Origin of the sequence: Psychrobacter sp. TWP2-1-2, assembly GCF_049896785.1 — a bacterium.
In the GTDB taxonomy this organism is placed as follows: domain Bacteria; phylum Pseudomonadota; class Gammaproteobacteria; order Pseudomonadales; family Moraxellaceae; genus Psychrobacter.
This window is the reverse complement of the sequence record NZ_JAFCVA010000003.1, coordinates 185,304-201,878: the sequence shown is the minus strand read 5'-3', so window position 1 is coordinate 201,878 and position 16,575 is coordinate 185,304. Positions and strand designations below refer to the sequence as shown.

Annotated in this window: 19 protein-coding genes; 14 read left to right on the top strand and 5 right to left on the bottom strand. The window is 41.9% G+C overall.

What is annotated here, in order from left to right; translation table 11 throughout:
- Positions 1 to 53 precede the first annotated feature (53 nt).
- The 7 genes from moaA to modA all read left to right on the top strand — a co-directional run bounded on the left by moaA (position 54) and on the right by modA (position 4,951).
- Entirely contained in the window at positions 54 to 1,169 is a 1,116-nt protein-coding gene (moaA, locus tag ACP7AE_RS04395) for a GTP 3',8-cyclase MoaA (protein ID WP_193008700.1), read from the top strand.
- A 66-nt stretch (positions 1,170 to 1,235) separates the two neighbouring features.
- Positions 1,236 to 1,766, top strand: a complete 531-nt coding sequence (moaB, locus tag ACP7AE_RS04390) for a molybdenum cofactor biosynthesis protein B (protein ID WP_426138528.1) — start codon at positions 1,236 to 1,238, stop codon at positions 1,764 to 1,766.
- 3 nt (positions 1,767 to 1,769) lie between these two features.
- Positions 1,770 to 2,528, top strand: coding sequence for a molybdenum cofactor guanylyltransferase (gene mobA, locus ACP7AE_RS04385; protein ID WP_426241589.1), 759 nt, complete (start codon positions 1,770 to 1,772; stop codon positions 2,526 to 2,528).
- Between the two features lie 59 nt (positions 2,529 to 2,587).
- Complete coding sequence (gene moaC / locus ACP7AE_RS04380; protein WP_426241587.1) at positions 2,588 to 3,106, top strand: cyclic pyranopterin monophosphate synthase MoaC; 519 nt, start codon at positions 2,588 to 2,590, stop codon at positions 3,104 to 3,106.
- A 63-nt stretch (positions 3,107 to 3,169) separates the two neighbouring features.
- On the top strand, positions 3,170 to 3,460 hold the full coding sequence (locus tag ACP7AE_RS04375) for a MoaD/ThiS family protein (RefSeq protein WP_060491602.1): 291 nt from the start codon (positions 3,170 to 3,172) through the stop codon (positions 3,458 to 3,460).
- Positions 3,461 to 3,519: 59 nt separating this feature from the next.
- Positions 3,520 to 4,011 (top strand): molybdenum cofactor biosynthesis protein MoaE, encoded by a 492-nt coding sequence (locus ACP7AE_RS04370; RefSeq protein WP_201600185.1) that lies wholly within the window; start codon positions 3,520 to 3,522, stop codon positions 4,009 to 4,011.
- A 94-nt stretch (positions 4,012 to 4,105) separates the two neighbouring features.
- On the top strand, positions 4,106 to 4,951 hold the full coding sequence (gene modA, locus ACP7AE_RS04365; protein WP_426241584.1) for a molybdate ABC transporter substrate-binding protein: 846 nt from the start codon (positions 4,106 to 4,108) through the stop codon (positions 4,949 to 4,951).
- A 24-nt stretch (positions 4,952 to 4,975) separates the two neighbouring features.
- Here the strand turns inward: modA and ACP7AE_RS04360 are convergent, their stop codons facing one another.
- Positions 4,976 to 5,455 (bottom strand): hemerythrin domain-containing protein, encoded by a 480-nt coding sequence (locus ACP7AE_RS04360; protein WP_426241582.1) that lies wholly within the window; start codon positions 5,453 to 5,455, stop codon positions 4,976 to 4,978.
- Between the two features lie 63 nt (positions 5,456 to 5,518).
- On the opposite strand from ACP7AE_RS04360, the gene ACP7AE_RS04355 reads away from it, so the two are divergent.
- The 7 genes from ACP7AE_RS04355 to ACP7AE_RS04325 all read left to right on the top strand — a co-directional run bounded on the left by ACP7AE_RS04355 (position 5,519) and on the right by ACP7AE_RS04325 (position 12,584).
- On the top strand, positions 5,519 to 5,959 hold the full coding sequence (locus tag ACP7AE_RS04355; RefSeq protein WP_198329311.1) for a CopD family protein: 441 nt from the start codon (positions 5,519 to 5,521) through the stop codon (positions 5,957 to 5,959).
- A gap of 398 nt (positions 5,960 to 6,357) precedes the next feature.
- Positions 6,358 to 8,079, top strand: a complete 1,722-nt coding sequence (locus ACP7AE_RS04350; RefSeq protein ID WP_426241580.1) for a phosphoethanolamine transferase — start codon at positions 6,358 to 6,360, stop codon at positions 8,077 to 8,079.
- Positions 8,080 to 8,119: 40 nt separating this feature from the next.
- The gene (locus ACP7AE_RS04345) at positions 8,120 to 8,806 is read left to right on the top strand and encodes a response regulator transcription factor (RefSeq protein ID WP_426241578.1); all 687 of its coding nucleotides are present in this window, start codon (positions 8,120 to 8,122) and stop codon (positions 8,804 to 8,806) included.
- Between the two features lie 72 nt (positions 8,807 to 8,878).
- Positions 8,879 to 10,225: a sensor histidine kinase gene (locus tag ACP7AE_RS04340; protein WP_426241576.1), complete on the top strand. Its 1,347-nt coding sequence runs from the start codon at positions 8,879 to 8,881 to the stop codon at positions 10,223 to 10,225.
- Positions 10,226 to 10,509: 284 nt separating this feature from the next.
- Positions 10,510 to 10,983 (top strand): diacylglycerol kinase, encoded by a 474-nt coding sequence (locus tag ACP7AE_RS04335; RefSeq protein ID WP_250162943.1) that lies wholly within the window; start codon positions 10,510 to 10,512, stop codon positions 10,981 to 10,983.
- Positions 10,980 to 11,771, top strand: coding sequence for a PAP2 family lipid A phosphatase (locus ACP7AE_RS04330; protein ID WP_426241574.1), 792 nt, complete (start codon positions 10,980 to 10,982; stop codon positions 11,769 to 11,771). The genes ACP7AE_RS04335 and ACP7AE_RS04330 overlap by 4 nt, the downstream gene beginning before the upstream one ends.
- Positions 11,772 to 11,945: 174 nt before the next feature.
- Complete coding sequence (locus ACP7AE_RS04325; RefSeq protein WP_426241572.1) at positions 11,946 to 12,584, top strand: YceI family protein; 639 nt, start codon at positions 11,946 to 11,948, stop codon at positions 12,582 to 12,584.
- A gap of 91 nt (positions 12,585 to 12,675) precedes the next feature.
- Here the strand turns inward: ACP7AE_RS04325 and ACP7AE_RS04320 are convergent, their stop codons facing one another.
- The 4 genes from ACP7AE_RS04320 to ACP7AE_RS04305 are packed head-to-tail and all read right to left on the bottom strand — an operon-like array spanning position 12,676 to position 16,224.
- Positions 12,676 to 13,089 (bottom strand): PaaI family thioesterase, encoded by a 414-nt coding sequence (locus ACP7AE_RS04320; RefSeq protein ID WP_045447171.1) that lies wholly within the window; start codon positions 13,087 to 13,089, stop codon positions 12,676 to 12,678.
- Positions 13,090 to 13,118: 29 nt separating this feature from the next.
- The gene (locus ACP7AE_RS04315; protein WP_087814475.1) at positions 13,119 to 13,661 is read right to left on the bottom strand and encodes a DUF3124 domain-containing protein; all 543 of its coding nucleotides are present in this window, start codon (positions 13,659 to 13,661) and stop codon (positions 13,119 to 13,121) included.
- Positions 13,662 to 13,704: 43 nt separating this feature from the next.
- Positions 13,705 to 14,406 (bottom strand): potassium channel family protein, encoded by a 702-nt coding sequence (locus tag ACP7AE_RS04310; protein ID WP_045455117.1) that lies wholly within the window; start codon positions 14,404 to 14,406, stop codon positions 13,705 to 13,707.
- 57 nt (positions 14,407 to 14,463) lie between these two features.
- Positions 14,464 to 16,224 (bottom strand): TrkH family potassium uptake protein, encoded by a 1,761-nt coding sequence (locus ACP7AE_RS04305; protein WP_201581747.1) that lies wholly within the window; start codon positions 16,222 to 16,224, stop codon positions 14,464 to 14,466.
- Between the last annotated feature and the right edge of the window lie 351 nt (positions 16,225 to 16,575).

The window sequence follows — 16,575 nt, the reverse complement described above, 5'->3', positions numbered from 1 at the left end:
CTGAGGCAACGCCTAAAAGTACACACTATACTTAATATTAATGGTAATCATCTATGAACCATCTTGCCCCTACCCTAGGTAATGCGCAATTGTATGCGCCTGCCGCTGCACCCGTTATTTTTGATGGTGACTCATCATCGAACGTTGCATCGAAAACTGCTAGCACGTCGACGTATTTTCCGGTCACGCTCTCTCAACCATTAACCGATGGTTTCGCACGACGTCTCACCTACTTACGTCTATCGATTACTGATTTCTGTAATTTTCGCTGTGAATATTGCCTGCCCAATGGCTATCAAGGCAAACCACCACAAAATGAGCTTAGCGTCACTGAAATTGCTACTTTAATCCGTGGATTTGCGGAAGTTGGTACTAAAAAAGTCAGGATTACGGGCGGTGAACCCTCTATACGCCGTGATGTGGTCGATATTATTAAAACAATCAAAAACACCGAAGGCATTGAAACCGTTGCCATGACCAGTAATGGTTATAAGCTTGGTAAGCACTTAGCCAGCTGGCAAGCGGCTGGACTGAATCAGCTTAATATCAGTATGGACAGCTTTGATGCTGTTACTTTTCATAAAATGACTGGCTTTGATATGTTGCCGCAGCTGTTGACTGATATGGATAAATTACTAGCGACCACGGATATCAAACTAAAAATAAACAGTATTTTAATGGCTGAAACTGCCTTTGAAAATCTGATGAATGGCATCGACTATGTCAAAGATAGAGCTGTTACTTATCGGTTTATTGAATTTATGCAAACCAGTGACAACAGCGACTTATTTTTTGCGCAGCACGCACAGTCCGATATTATTACCAATTACTTATTAAAAAACGGCTGGCAAACCCATGTCCGTGGCAGCAATGACGGTCCAGCGATAGAATATAGCCATCCAGATTATAAAGGCCGTATCGGCATGATTGCTCCTTATGCTGCCCATTTTTGTGACAGTTGTAATCGTCTGCGGGTCAGCAGTCAAGGCAAGGTGCATCTGTGTCTATTTGATCAAGGTAACTACGATATTCGTCAGCATCTCGAACAAGACGATGTGGCAGGGCTTGTGAATACCTTGCACAGCTTTATGCCGATTAAACCTGAGCATCATCATCTTCACGAATCAAACAGCGGCATGATGAATAACTTGTCGATGATTGGTGGATAAAATCAATAATGTATCAATAATAAAAACTTTTATTTCCATAACAAGCCTATTTATTAAGGATTATTCATGAGTAAGCTGCAAGCACCCTTTACCCCGCTTAATATCGCCATCTTAACGGTTTCTGATAGTCGTACTCTTGCAGAAGATACCTCAGGGCAGTATTTGGTTGACCAGCTGACCACAGCAGGACACCAACTTGCCGATCGTCAGCTGATTATTGATGATATTTATAAAATCAGAGCCGTCATCAGCGGTTGGATTGCCGACCCAAATGTGCACGCTATTATCACCACTGGCGGTACTGGCTTTTATATTCGCGACAGTATGCCAGAGGCGGTTGGCGTATTATTTGATAAATCGGTTGATGGCTTTGGTGAGATGTTCCGCTTAATCTCAAAAGACGATATCGGCATGTCTACCATCCAATCTCGCGCTGTGGCTGGTATGGCGAATGGCACGGGTATTTTTTGCTTACCCGGCTCATCAGGCGCTTGCCGCACTGCGTGGGAAGGTATCTTACAAGAGCAGCTTGATAACCGCACACGCCCCTGTAATTTTGTCCCGCACTTTATGCGTACCAATCCAGGTCATGATTAATTAATGCTTGAAGTTGCGGATAGCTTAATCAAAGCAGATGGATTCAATCATTTAGCAGGTATCGTAATTTTGGCGGGCGGCGCATCCAAACGTATGGGAACGCCAAAAGCTGAGTTGATACTCCCGACAGGCGAGTGTTTGCTTGATTATCATGTTAGACAAGCGCTTGAATTGAGTGCTGCATTGACAAGCAACTTACCTATTATGATTGCCGATAACGGACGCGGCTTTAGCATCAATCCAGATTTGCTTAAGAATTCGCCATCGCCAGTCTTTCATATTAATGATTATCTATCTGCTAACGATCTTTCTAACAAGATTCTGTCAAGCAACGATGATAAGCCGATTGAAACAGGTGGCGCGTTGGTAGCGATTGAGTCAGCGTTGCAATCTGTAACAAGCTCAATAGAATTAACGACAGACACAAGCCCACATATATCTTGGTTGATGGTTATCAGCTGTGACAGTTTAATTCCTGTCACCGATTTATGGCAAAAACTGCGACCTTATATGACGAAAAATCCTGATAAAACTGTTATTTGTCTCTCCGATGATCATCATTTATACCCCTTGTTAGGTTTATATCGTTTAAGTATTGAACCTGATTTAAAGGATTATATTGACGATGGACAGCGGCAAGTAATGAAGTTTATTCAGCCAATTGTGCAGCCCGTTCCTTTCGCAAAAAACTGGCAGTATCTAACCAATTTTAATACGCCTAAAGATTTTGAGCATGCCTGTTTAGCTTTAAACGACTTATAAAAAGGTTTATTGAGAGAAACTAGCTTTCAGAAAAACTGACCATTTAAGAGAAATAAAGAATGAATAGCGACCAAGTGAACAACAATAATAAAAACAATCAATCTGGCTTATCCCATCTAGACAGCGACGGTGATATCACCATGGTCGATGTGAGTGGCAAAACAGCGAGCACCAGAGAAGCTTGTGCTTTCGGACAAGTGGTTTTTCCCGCGGACATTTATACGCAAATCAAAGCCGCTGACGGCATGACCAAAAAAGGCAGCATCACTCAGACTGCTCATATTGCCGGTATCATGGCAGCCAAACGCACCCACGACTTGATTCCACTTTGCCATCCTCTGCCCTTAGATAAAATCAGCTTAAGCTTTGCATACGATGATGACCAAAACAGTATCACTGTGACTGCTACCGTGAAAGTCACCCATAAAACTGGGGTAGAAATGGAAGCATTAACCGCTGTCAGTGTCGCTTGCTTGACCATTTATGACATGACCAAAGCCATCTCGCATGACATTGTGATTGATAATATTCATTTGATGAAAAAAACCGGTGGTAAGTCCGATTATCAACATGCCTGAAAGTAATTTGAAAACTATAAAATTAAACTGTTAATAAGCAGTTCAGAAATAAGGGAGATTGCTATGAGCACTTTAATAGAAAGCAATACAAATTCTAAGTTAGACACCACGATGAATATTAACGTCTTATATTTCGCTAGCTTAGCTGATGAAGCCAATTGTCATGAAGAAACAGTCACTGTGCCACAGTCAACTTCATTAACTGAGCTGTATGAACAGCTGAGCCAAAAGCATCGCTTTAGTCGTCCGCAGTCGGAGCTACGCGTGGCAGTAAATGACTATTTTGCTAAATGGACAGATGAGATTTATGAGGGTGATAGTGTGGTTTTTATCACCCCAGTGGCTGGTGGTTAAAACCATTTAACTATCATCTGTATCACTAAGAATCTTAAAAACAATAAGAGAAAATGGTTATGACAGACAATGTACACGGTCAATCGATGAGCATTAAACGTACCATTGATGAGGCGTACCTCATCGCTGAACGTGATGGTTTTGCGCTGTTAGATACCGATATTGATGAAAGTCGGCTTAAAAGCACCCTTGATGATGACAGTTGCGGCGCGTTTGTCTGCTTTGAGGGACGGGTACGCAATCATAATAATGCCAGTAGCGTCAATCGTTTGACTTATTATGGCTACGAAGATCTTGCCATTAATCAAGGTCGCGCCATTATTGAAGAAGCCAAAAAGCGCTTTGAGATTACCCATGCCATTGCCATCCATCGTATTGGTGCATTAGAGATTGGTGATGTCGCTATTTGGGTTGGCGTGGTTTCCGCCCATCGCTATCCTGCCTTTGATGCTTGTCGCTGGATATTAGATACTATTAAAGCCGACATTCCAGTTTGGAAGCAAGAATATTACCAAGACGATTCCTCTAAGTGGCTTAGTAATAATGGGTAATAATGCGCTTCAAATGACTACTTAAAGCGATAGCTAACCTTTAGCAATAACAGTGAGCGACACTGGCGAGCAATAATAAGAAGGCTTCATAATAATGATTAAACTAATAACAATATCATCAGCTTGCTTAGCATTAACGCTCACCGCTTGTAGCAAAGAGCAAACCGCTGAGCTTGTTCAATCGGACGCCAACAACGCCACTGAGCAAAGTCAAACACTGCGCATCGCAGCGGCTGCCAACTTATCAGATGTATTGCCTGAGATTATTGCGGGTTATAAAATGGATAAGAACTTGCCTGCACAAGCGATTGACGTGACTTATGCCTCTTCAGGTAAGTTATATGCGCAGATTACCTCTGGCGCACCTTACGATATATTTTTATCCGCCAATCAAGAATTCCCTGCCAAACTTGCCAAAGAAAAACTAGATAACGCAAAATCTGCTGACGAAGCAACCCACGAGCCCTTTACTTATACCCAAGGTCAGCTGGCACTTTATAGCGTTAACAAATCCCTTAAAGGACTCAATACTACTACTTTAAATGCATTATTGATGTCTGAATCTGATAGCAAAATCACCATTGCCAATCCAGAACTCGCCCCCTATGGCAAGTCGGCACAAGCCTATCTACAAACACAAAAAATCTTTGACACGCTCGCTGAGCAAAGTCGTATTATTCAAGCTGAAAATATCGGGCAAGCGTTTCAATATGCGCATACTGGTAATGTCGATTATGGCTTTGTCGCTCAATCACAACTGACAGCGATTAAAGCCACGCCTGAGCAGTTCTATACGTTAGCGCCAGACGCTTATCCCCCTATTTTGCAAGACGGGTTGGTGATTAGTGACACTACTGCCGCGACAGATTTTTCAAACTATCTGCGCTCACCTACTGGACAGCAGTATTTTTCTGACGCAGGTTATCTCGCTATAGATTAAGACAACTTTGATAACAAATGCGCTTTAGCGGTTCTCATCTGAGCGTTTGATACTGTCTGGGCTGGCATCATAAATAGCCTCTAATTCTTCTGTTGTCAGATAGCGCTCAACGATAGGAAACAATTCTCGTTCTTCAAAACGAATATGATCGTATAGCAAGGTGGCGAGTTTTTTGACTTGTCCAACGGTGACGTGATTGCTTTGAGATTGTGGCAAATCTTGAACCTCTGCCATGAGTGCATGCAGGGACTTGTGCTGCGCATCAAGTGTATTTAGTACCGATGCCACCTCAGGTTTGGAGCTGCTATGAGGCTGTAAGGCATGAGCAATTAGATTGTCTTCAATCTGAAAATGCTGTTGCATCTCGTTAATATAAGACGTGATATTTAGCCAATGCTCGGCAATTGCGTTAGGTTCATCAGCGCACTCTTTAGCATGGCGAGATAGATTTAGACCTAGATGATGTTGACGAGATAATGGTTGTAATTGTGCGACGCGTTTCATGATTAAGTACCTCAGTTAATCGACATAAAGCCCTATGTCAGTGGCATTTAAGGATTGTTATCTATGCTTAACTATATACTCATACTACACTTGTTAGGCGCTACTGTCTGGACAGGTGGTCATCTGATTTTGACCTTGGTGGTCTTACCAAAAGCGCTATCATCCCGAAATATTGATGGCCTGATGCAATTTGAGCAGCTGTTTGAAAGGGTTGGGATGCCAGCTTTGGTGCTGCAAATAATCACTGGACTTTGGATGGCCTACCAGCTATTACCCAACATTGCTGCATGGTTTAAACTTGATAATGATTTTAGTATTCTTATTACTCTCAAATTACTATTATTACTAATGACTGTTCTGGTTGCCTTGCACGCTCGTTTCTATCGAATACCCAGATTGTCTATTCACACCCTGCAAGGATTTTCAATCAATATCATATTGGTCACTTTGTTTTCTGTCGCCTTTGTTGTCGTTGGCACGCTCTTTCGCACAGGTTTAAATTAGGATGTGTCATCGTTTAGGTTATTAGGGTCTGTTGAACATTCGACCACGGCACTGACAGTGACTATTTTTTAGTCGATTTTAGATTAAAAATATCTAGTTTAGTCGTTCTAAGCGGATGTTTTTAATGACGAAGCGGCAAAAAAGAGTCCTGTCTCTTTGAGCTGATGTTAAAATCGCTTCATACTGTGTTGCAAGTCTAGCTAAGGCACGAGCATTATCTTCAATTTGCGCCTTGTCTGAAACGATTTGATCAATCAGCAGTGCCTATTTGTGAATGTTCAACAGACCCTAATATGTCCTAATATCTTATTGAATTCAACCACCTTAACATCTTCTTAACAGCGTACTTGTTACTGTAAGGCATTACACTCCTTACCATCCTGTTGAGAAGTACTTGTATGTCAATATCTCAAGCCGCCAAAATCAATGCCCCCAAAGCTAATAAAAAAATCCGCTTCCTAAGCAAGCTCTATGAGCGTGAGATCAATCTCAATCATCTGATCATAGTCGTTGTTCTGTACTTAGTAGCGACGGCGAATATTGGCTTTTTTGAGCAAGTACTCAGCGTTTATCCATTGAGCACAAACACGGGCTTTATTTTTTCCATCACAGGCTTATTATTTGGGCTGATATGGTTGGTGTTGTCACTGCTGTGTTATCGCTCAACGGCAAAAGTAGTGCTTATCATAATGGTGCTGATTGCAGCTATCTGTGGTTACTTTACCGACGCCTACGGGACGATATTTAATCGTGATATGCTCATTAACGGCTTACAAACCGATCAAGCAGAAGCCATGGGATTAATGGCACCCAGTCTATTTATTCGCCTGTTTTTACTAGGTATAGTGCCTGCTTTCATAATTGGTAACATTCGTCTAAAGCGATTGTCTTGGCAACAAGCAACCCTTCAAAAATCAGTCACCCTATTATTACCTATCGTATTGGTAGCGGTGTGTCTGGTACCATTTGGTGACCAATACGCCAGCTTTTTTCGCCAGCACAAAATAGTCCGTAGTTATGTCAATCCTATTACCCCTGTTTACTCTGTTATCAAACTGGGTACTGATTATATCGCTGAGCGCCGTCGTCCCGATACGCTAATCCTTCATGCCACAGATGCAAAACGCAGCATTACTTTTAACACTAGCAACACTAGCAACAGCGCTGTAAAACCTAAGTTGATGGTATTTGTAGTAGGAGAAACCGTTCGCGCTGACCATATTGGCTTAAACGGTTATGAGCGCAACACCACGCCTTTGCTTTCAAAACAATCAGACATCTACAGCTTTAAAGACGCCTCGTCATGCGGCACATCCACCGCCTATTCAGTACCCTGCATGTTTAGCTACGCCAATAGAGAAAATTATGACCCTGATAGCGCTAGCTATAATGAAAACGTGCTCGATACACTACACAAGCAAGGCGTCAAGGTCGTTTGGCGAGACAATAACTCTAGCGCCAAAGGGGTGGCTGACCGCGTAACTTTTGAGGATTATAAAACAGCCGCGCTCAATCCAGATTGTGATATTGAGTGTCGAGATATAGGCATGCTTGATGGTTTTGATAAACTGGTTAAATCAGGCAGCTTACAGAAAGAGACACCTAAAGACACCCTTATTTTGCTGCATCAAATGGGCAATCATGGACCCGCTTATTTTAAGCGTTACCCTAAAGATTTTGCAGAATATCAGCCCGTCTGTATGACCAATGAGCTATCGAAATGCGACAACCAATCGGTTATCAATGGTTATGACAATGCCATTCGTTATACAGATTATTTTTTAAATAGCGTGATCGACACCTTAAAACCTTATGAGCAAGATTATGAGGTGGTGATGGTATATATTAGTGATCATGGAGAAAGTTTGGGCGAAAACAATATTTACTTGCATGGTCTGCCATATGCTATTGCGCCAAATGCACAAAAGCACGTGCCAGTGATTATTTGGTCACCGACTGGCAACGGCATTGATAGCAGCACTATTGCTAACAGTAGCCTAGCTAACATGATTGATCAGCCCGTATCACATGATTTTATTACGCCAACCTTGCTTCAGTTCTTTGGTATCACCACTGACGAAACCAAAGCAGCACCCACCTTTTTTAAAGTGGATAATTGAATTCTTTATCATCGCTCCGCCTTTTTAGGTAATAATACTCATGTACAAGATACTCATCATTGAAGACAATCCCGATATCGTCGCCAATATTTATGCTTTTTTTGAGCCGAAAGGCTTTGAGCTAGACAATGCCCATAATGGCATTAGTGGCTTAGCGCTCGCCTCGAATAATCGATATGACGTCATCTTGTTAGATGTCATGCTGCCGGGCATGGATGGCACTAAACTGTGCAAAAAGCTCAGGGAAGAGCTGCATGACAAAACGCCAGTATTGATGCTGACCGCTCGCGATACGATTTTAGATAAAGTGGCAGGATTCGATAGTGGCGCTGACGATTATCTGGTTAAGCCTTTCTCATTGGTGGAATTAGAATCTCGTATTAAGGCTCTCATACGCCGACATAAAGATAATCATTTTGAGCATGGTTTAACCGTTGGCACATTGTCTTTAAATCATAGTGAGCATACGATTACACGTGAAGGTAAGTCGCTAAAACTCACACCAACAGGCTTCAAAATACTACATACCTTGATGAGTGCGGCGCCGCGCGTGGTTAGCAAAACCGAGCTGGAAGAAAAAGTATGGGGCGAAGACATACCAAGCAGTGATGCATTGCGCACTCACATGCATGGGGTCCGTGCGCAGGTAGATAAGCCGTTCGATAAAATCATGATAGTCACGTTGCCTGGTGTCGGTTATCAGATTATTGATCCAGATAAAGCCTAAAAAATCAGCGTCTGATGTCCTTATTTGACTCTCACTGTCTTTCATATCGTCTTTCACAACGAATTAAATACCATGTTTAATATCGACTCCATTGCCAATAAGTTTCGACTCTCCTACTTGTTATTTGCCCTATTACTGTGTGCCACTTTCGTCAGTATTTTCATGTATGCTGAAGTCAGAATGGAGCAACAGCTGGTCAAAGCTCGCTTATTGCAACAGTTAGAGCTTAGCCAAGAAAAAGATGGCGATCAGCCTATTTATACCGCTGAACCGGGTATTAAAATTTATCGCTTCGATAACGCACCGAGCAATCTGCAAAAACTGGCCACCCAAACCGTACAAGAGATGCCCGTCACTGTCACCACTGAAAATGGTCAATCGACAACAGAGTTACATTTTTTTAATTATAAAAAAGACAAAGAAAACTATATTTTAACTTACTTAGAAAACACTGAAATGGTGATGGAGAATTACCCTGTTTTGGCCATATTTGAGCATTTAGAAGACATATTTGCCAACGCCCTAAAAGTAGCAGTCATTTTGAGCTTATTGATTGCAGCGATATTTTCATCGCTGTCCTCCAAGCAAATCATTAAACCTTTATTAGACTTAAAGCAAGCCGTAGAAACAGATCATCACAACTTGACGGAATTGACGCATCTGCCCTCCGAGGTTGGCGTGTTAGCACGCGCAATCGATGAAAAAAACCACAAACTTGAGCAGTACCTCAAACGCGAGCAGCTATTTACTGGTGATGTCAGTCACGAGCTGCGCACGCCTTTGACGATTATCATGGGGGCATCAGAAGTATTGTCCTCACAACTAGAAAACGACCCTCACTTGAGCGCATTTGCCACTCGTATCAGTACGACCGCCAAAGAAACCTCGGAGATTATCAGCGCCTTATTATTGCTGTCTCGTGCTCCTGAAAAACTGGATGCACCGCCAACGTCTATCAATGACATCGCGTTAAATGAAGTACATCGCTTAAATTACTTGCTTCGCCATAAGTCAGTCACTTGTAAAATAGTCGCAGAACAGCTGTATGTCGCACACGTACGACCTGAACTGCTAAAAATGGCACTGGGTAATTTGATAAAAAATGCGTTTCAGTACACCGATGAGGGTGAGGTCATCATCACTATCGATGCTGAAAAAATCACCGTCACTGATACTGGTCTAGGTATTCCTGAGGTGATGATGCCGCTGCTATATGAGAGATTTGAGCGTCTAGAGCAGCAGTATAAAGACATCTCATTGGATACAGAATCGTCATCGGCAGCTGACGCCCATTATCCAGCAGAAGGCACAGGCTTGGGACTCAGTATCATACAGCGCATCATGACACATATGGGCTGGCAGCTTACCCATCAAGTCAACCCGTTAGGTGGCAGTACCTTTATCATCAATTATCATTAGAGAAGATCTCTATTTTAAAAAAGCTTAACGTTTTCTTAATGCCTGCCCGCTTATACTTAATATCTGCTGATTTATTTTGTCCATTTATTTTTTCCACGATTAAATAGTTAAATAGTTAAATAGTTAAATAGTTAAATAGTTAAATAGTTAAATAGTTAAATAGTTAAATAGTTAAATAGTTAAATGATTGAATGATTGAATGATTGAATGATTGAATGATTGAATGATTGAATGATTGAAACTTATCGCATACCTTGATATTAATAGACTGTGAAGCATTTGACATGAATAAAGCAAATCCTATTAATCTTGAAGACCAGTCTGCCAGTCGTGGGGTTTTAAGCCCAATAACAGGCAAAAAACAACTGCTACCTCATAGCTATGCTAGTGACGCCAAGGGTAAAACAGGATTTTACCGTATTATAAAAGCCGTTGGTTACTCTCTAGATGGCTTTAAAGCAGCTTACAAATTTGAGGCGGCTTTTCGACAAGTATTTTGGCTTAATCTCATATTATTCATGGCTATTATATTGTGCCCTTTCACTATCAGCATCAAAATGCTGCTGGTCGTCGCTTCTTTCTTATCATTAATTGTCGAACTCATTAACACTGGAATCGAAGCCAGTGTCGATCACACATCGACCGCCAAGCATCCACTGGCAAAGATAGCCAAAGATGTTGGCTCTGCGGCGCAATTTCTGGCATTAATGCTGCTATTTATCTTGTGGATGATGGCATTATTGAGTGTTGTATTTTGAAAACATATTCAGCCAATGGAGTCTGGCTTAAACTCCTATGCTTGACCATCATAGCGACACTGTTGTTTGAGCACAGCCAATTAGACATTCATATTAGTGAGATTTTTTACACTAATGGACACTGGCTACTAGAAAAAGGCACACAACCTTTCGCCTTTATTTTTTATGACTTGCCTAAATTGCTACTCATCTTACTTGGCATTTATCTCATAACCATTCTAATTCTGAGACATAAACAGAATTCAGACATCAATCTGGTAATAAAAAATACTAAGTACGATAAATTGCTCACGCCTTTATCCACGCGTGAAATAAGTTATCTACTGCTTGTTTTAATTGCCGTTCCCAGTATGATTGCGCTACTCAAAGGTGTGACTCATGTCAGTTGCCCCAATCATTTAATACTGTTTGGTGGCGACTTGCCTTATCTAAATATTTGGCAAAATATAGTCGCTAACACGCCTGCCAAGTGCTTCCCAGCGGCTCATGCCAGTGCCGGATTTTCTCTATATGGCTTGGCATTTTTACCCACTCTACATCAGTATCGCTATAGAATATTTGAAATAGTCACGGTCGTAGGATGGACGATGGGACTGTATAAGATGCTGTTTGGTGATCATTTTTTTAGTCATACATTAGTATCGATGCTTCTATCATTGACCATAACCTGCGCGCTTGCAACGCTATTTTTTAAATACCCAGTAGCGAATAAAGCCAACAGTATCAATGCTAATGGCAAAAAACCTGATACGGCAAGCTTTCAAAAATCGTCGAAAACCCAATCTTAGCTGTTGAATAATAGCCAAATTAACAATGATATTCTTATAAAAATAAAGCTACTAAGCATTTGATAAATAATGTATAAATAGTTATTGCTGACTGACTTAACATTGAGTAACAGCATGGATTGCGCTCATCGACGACGTTCTTTATTTATCAATAGCCCGCAAAGGAATGTAGCTATGAGCATCCTATCTTTTGTTCTACAAAGATCACCTATCTACCCTTTACTGACATTGGCACTGACATTGACATTGACACTGCCATTATTAATAATAAGCGCTGTACATAGCAGCCATGCCGCCAGTTATACCATCAATCCTGCTGGCACCCATGTGCGCTTTGCCATTGAACGCTTTCAATCCCCTGCCACTGCGGGCGGCTTTTATAATGTCCAAGGTCAACTGCAATATGACTCAAGTTTAAAAACTGGCAATATCTCCTTGGTCATTCCGATCAGCTCTCTAAATACGGGAAATAAAGCATTTAACCAGACTTTGATAGGCCCTAGCTTCTTTGATATGCAACGCTTTCCGTTGGCACGTTTTGATTCTAACAAATGGTATTTTAGCCAAGGCAAATCACGCCCAATGGTCACAAAAGTAGACGGTCATCTAACGCTGCATGGCGAAACCCACCCTATTAGCTTAACAGCGACTAAGTTTGACTGTTATCTACATCCCACGCTCAAAAAAGATATTTGTGGTGGGGATTTTACGGCGATGATTGATCGCACCAAATGGAATATCGATAAATATGCGTGGTTTGGCGTCACTAAAAACCTTCACTTAAACATTCAGGTCGAGGCAACCAAACAGTAGCAGTCCATATCAGCATTAATTTTATGACATTAATTTTTATAGCACTGCTTTTTTAGAGACTGTCCTCATTTTAAAAATGGGCTAAAAATAGCTAAACGTGCTGAGGCGGTACGGAATACGTGCCAACTACGTGAGCCACCATGTCGCGAGAGCCTTCAGAATAAAGCGCAACCTCGCCAACGATTAGCGTGCGCCCAACTTTCATCAACGTACACTCAGCGATAATACGTGCTTCTGCTGAGGGTTTGCGCAGGAAGTTAATGGTCAAACTCGTCGTCACCGTTAATGGCACAATACCTATTTTACCAAGTATCGCCACATAGAGAGCCACATCAGCGATGCTCATCAATACTGGTCCAGAGACCGTACCACCGGGACGCAATTCATTGATACCAATATCGTGTGATAAGGTCGAGCGATTGTCACCGACTGCCTCGATGACACATTTGGTTTGTGGAAATTCCAACGCCATAAAGGCGACAATTTCTTCTTTGGTTGCAGACATATCCCTTCCTTGGATTTCATTATCCTTAATCAATGCACCACTGGCGTACCTTCTGTACTAAATGCAAAGCCTTTATTGCTAAAATTACCGATCATCACCGCCTCAATGACTGGCTTGACCGTCTCGTCTATCCCTTCGACCTCAATGATAAAGTTGGCGCCCGATCCGCCTTTATCCTCTTCTTTTTCGACGATATAATTGAGCGTGGCCATTGCTGGAAGCTCAATCGGTTTGTTTAAATAGGATTTTATAAAGGTTCCATCAGTGCCATAGTAGTCAATTTTATTGATATACAGCGATTTTTTTAGCGTGGTATTGCGTACACTCAAAGTCGCTGATAGCAAGACTTTACGATTGTCTCTATCGGTATAGATGTCAGAATAAATGGGCACATAAAAGGTTTGTTTATAGGCAAACTGGCTACGATCAACCGCTGTTGTCATCTCCAGCTCTTGAATGGGGTCTTGATGTTTTTCTGAATACAACACGTTCGGGTCTTGCGGCGTCTGGTCACAACCTGACAACAATGCCATCGTCGCAAGCAACAAGATGGATATAGTGCGCTTACTCATAAGTTTCCCCTTTGCCTTTTCATGTCACGGCTGTTGCAAATGTTTATTTGATTTTCACACCGACACTACGCAGAAACTCGTTGATATGCTTGTTAGCACCGTAGATGACCAATACGTCTTTATCTTGCAATACTTGCTCAGGCGCCGCCAAACCTTTAATACTAGGCTTACTTTGCGTACGACCAAAGCTGTCTTCATAATACTCATAGCGCAAGGTACTAAGCAATCGAATATTGAACTTTTGCTCCAACTGCAAGTCATCAACGGTCTGACCAATCAACGACTTGGGAATGCTAATCTCTACCATACTGAAATGATCACTCAGCTCAAACGAGTCGACGAAATAACGTAGCGACAGCCGTTTGGCCCAGCGATTGGCCGCCTCTTTTTCAGGATGAATAAGGTCGTCCACACCGATAGCTTGCAACACTTTTTCGTGCAGCGGATTGATACTGCGACTGATCAAACGTTTCGCTTTTAGGGTTTTAAATAATGCCGTCGCCATGACGTTTGCGCCTTGGTCTTCACCGATTGCGACAATAACGATATCGGTGTCGATAATCGGTAAACCATTGACGGTATATTCATCCGTAGCATCCATACAGATGGTATGAGAGATGACTTCCTTATACGCCTCAACCTTTTGCATGCTGCTGTCAATGGCAATCACTTCGTGCCCCTGACGGGTCAACGCCATGCCTAGCGATGAGCCAAAGTTCCCTAACCCTACAATGATATATTTCATAACCTTATTAACCTTTTGCAGTATTTTTTAATGATGAAATGGCTTATTTACGACCATTTAATTGATCGTGATTTCTTCAGTTGGATAGCGATAATTGCGCTGGCGTCTATTTTTAAGTAGCGCAATAAAGATGGTCAACATGCTGACACGCCCAACAAACATAATGACTGACACCACCATTTTGCTAAAATCTGATAATTCTGTCGTCAAATTCAGACTTAATCCCACCGTGCTGTAAGCTGAAAAACACTCAAAAACCACCTTGATTAAATCAAGCTCTGGTTGATCATAGCTGATGAGCGTCACACCCATACCGATGACCAATAAAGACAGCCACATAATAGAAAATGCACGGCGAATCGAGATGTCAGCAATCTGGCGCTTAAAGACCTCAACATTGGTCTGACCACGTGCCAAACTCAAAGTATTTAACAAGGCAATCGCAAACGTACTGGTTTTGATACCACCGCCCGTCGAGTTTGGCGAAGCACCAATCCACATCAAAAATATCGTCAACATAATCGTGGGAAACGCGAGTTCACCCATATCGATGGTATTAAATCCTGCGGTTCGCGGCGTGGCAGCAGTAAACAGCCCTGTGACAAGCTTACCGAAAAAGCTGCGATGGTCTGCCAGCACATTATTATATTCAAATATCATCACACCGATGAGACCTACCAACAATAAAGCGCCCGTCGTAATCAAGGTTATTCGGCTATTAATATTGAGCAACCATGGTCGATAAATATAACGCTGATCATGACGATATATCAGGCGCTCGGCACGATCACGTAAATAACGCAGCACATTGACCACAATGACAAAACCCATGCCACCAAAGATAAAGGTCGTAGCGATAATCAGTTGTAATGGATAATTAAAACGTAGCGCGTCATCATACATGCCAGCGCTAAATGTAGAAAATCCAGCATTACAGAACGCAGAAATCGCATGGAAAACAGAGAAGAATAACTGCTCAGACCAATCCATATCTGGTATGTCATAAATGCTAATATAAATGAGTGCCGCAGCCACTGCCTCAACGGCAAATGTCACATATAGGATGGATTTGAGGGTCGATACCACATCACCCATGCCGCGCATGTAAGACATCTCACTGATGCTCGCCTGCGTCTCATAACTGACACCGCCCTTAAAGAAATAACTAAAATACGTCACAAAGGTCAAAATACCCAAGCCGCCGATCTGTATCAGCCCCATGATAATGACTTGCCCAAAAGTTGTGAAATAAGTCGCCGTATCTACCACGATGAGACCAGTCACACAGACAGCACTGGTCGCGGTAAAGAGCGCATCAATAAAAGACAGCGGCTGCGTCGTTGCATTGGGCATCATCAGTAGCAATGCACCGACCAATACCAATGACAGGAAGCTTAAGATAAAAAACTGCGCAGGGTTTAAAAAGGTACGATTGAGATTAAAATCGTGGTCAGATATTTCACGAATAAAGGTCACAAAGACAGCAATTTTGATGGCAACGAAGCCATCAACAGCGACCGACATCCCAGAGCGCACTAAATCAGTGAAATGCGCTACCAGTAAAATGACAATCGCAATACTGGTCAGTAAGTCAAAGACCGCGACTTTATTTAGGGTCAGCGGCTTTTTGCTATAGAGGTAACGCCCTGCTGTCACAACAAAGCCTAAAAAAATAATCGCCAGATAAAAAATATGGAAAACCTGTTGTAACCACATCGGCAGCGTGAAACCACTGTCTAATAAAGCAATGGCTACGCCGATAATACTAATAACAATCGTGACATTATTTAACAATCGATAACGCTTGGCTGCATGCATCGCCCTAATCCATGATAGGAATAACCACGATATTTATACTCCTTTTTTGTGTTACTCACAAAAACTGATTTGAGATAATCGTAACCAATTATGATGCCCTGTTGAACACTCATACCTAGCCATACGGATTGCTAAGATGGCTGTAGATAAATTATAGATTGGCAGTGACGGTAATATTTACGTTTTAACGAGGTTTTGTGAGGTTGGATTAGATAAAAAATGATCACTGTGAGGGTCGCTTAATGACATTTTTAAATAGTAGCATTTCTATATAGTGATGTTTTTACATGGCTACACTTTTGGATAGTTACAGTGCAAACATATGCTCTAGTAGGGTCATTAGTCTATAGG

Bases quoted from the DNA above. Each gene is read 5' to 3' on its own strand.
- moaA (WP_193008700.1), top strand. From the start codon at position 54: ATGAACCATCTTGCCCCTACCCTAGGTAATGCGCAATTGTATGCGCCT.
- moaB (WP_426138528.1), top strand. From the start codon at position 1,236: ATGAGTAAGCTGCAAGCACCCTTTACCCCGCTTAATATCGCCATCTTA.
- mobA (WP_426241589.1), top strand. From the start codon at position 1,770: ATGCTTGAAGTTGCGGATAGCTTAATCAAAGCAGATGGATTCAATCAT.
- moaC (WP_426241587.1), top strand. From the start codon at position 2,588: ATGAATAGCGACCAAGTGAACAACAATAATAAAAACAATCAATCTGGC.
- ACP7AE_RS04375 (WP_060491602.1), top strand. From the start codon at position 3,170: ATGAGCACTTTAATAGAAAGCAATACAAATTCTAAGTTAGACACCACG.
- ACP7AE_RS04370 (WP_201600185.1), top strand. From the start codon at position 3,520: ATGACAGACAATGTACACGGTCAATCGATGAGCATTAAACGTACCATT.
- modA (WP_426241584.1), top strand. From the start codon at position 4,106: ATGATTAAACTAATAACAATATCATCAGCTTGCTTAGCATTAACGCTC.
- ACP7AE_RS04360 (WP_426241582.1), bottom strand. From the start codon at position 5,455: ATGAAACGCGTCGCACAATTACAACCATTATCTCGTCAACATCATCTA.
- ACP7AE_RS04355 (WP_198329311.1), top strand. From the start codon at position 5,519: ATGCTTAACTATATACTCATACTACACTTGTTAGGCGCTACTGTCTGG.
- ACP7AE_RS04350 (WP_426241580.1), top strand. From the start codon at position 6,358: ATGTCAATATCTCAAGCCGCCAAAATCAATGCCCCCAAAGCTAATAAA.
- ACP7AE_RS04345 (WP_426241578.1), top strand. From the start codon at position 8,120: ATGTACAAGATACTCATCATTGAAGACAATCCCGATATCGTCGCCAAT.
- ACP7AE_RS04340 (WP_426241576.1), top strand. From the start codon at position 8,879: ATGTTTAATATCGACTCCATTGCCAATAAGTTTCGACTCTCCTACTTG.
- ACP7AE_RS04335 (WP_250162943.1), top strand. From the start codon at position 10,510: ATGAATAAAGCAAATCCTATTAATCTTGAAGACCAGTCTGCCAGTCGT.
- ACP7AE_RS04325 (WP_426241572.1), top strand. From the start codon at position 11,946: ATGAGCATCCTATCTTTTGTTCTACAAAGATCACCTATCTACCCTTTA.
- ACP7AE_RS04320 (WP_045447171.1), bottom strand. From the start codon at position 13,089: ATGTCTGCAACCAAAGAAGAAATTGTCGCCTTTATGGCGTTGGAATTT.
- ACP7AE_RS04315 (WP_087814475.1), bottom strand. From the start codon at position 13,661: ATGAGTAAGCGCACTATATCCATCTTGTTGCTTGCGACGATGGCATTG.
- ACP7AE_RS04310 (WP_045455117.1), bottom strand. From the start codon at position 14,406: ATGAAATATATCATTGTAGGGTTAGGGAACTTTGGCTCATCGCTAGGC.
- ACP7AE_RS04305 (WP_201581747.1), bottom strand. From the start codon at position 16,224: ATGCATGCAGCCAAGCGTTATCGATTGTTAAATAATGTCACGATTGTT.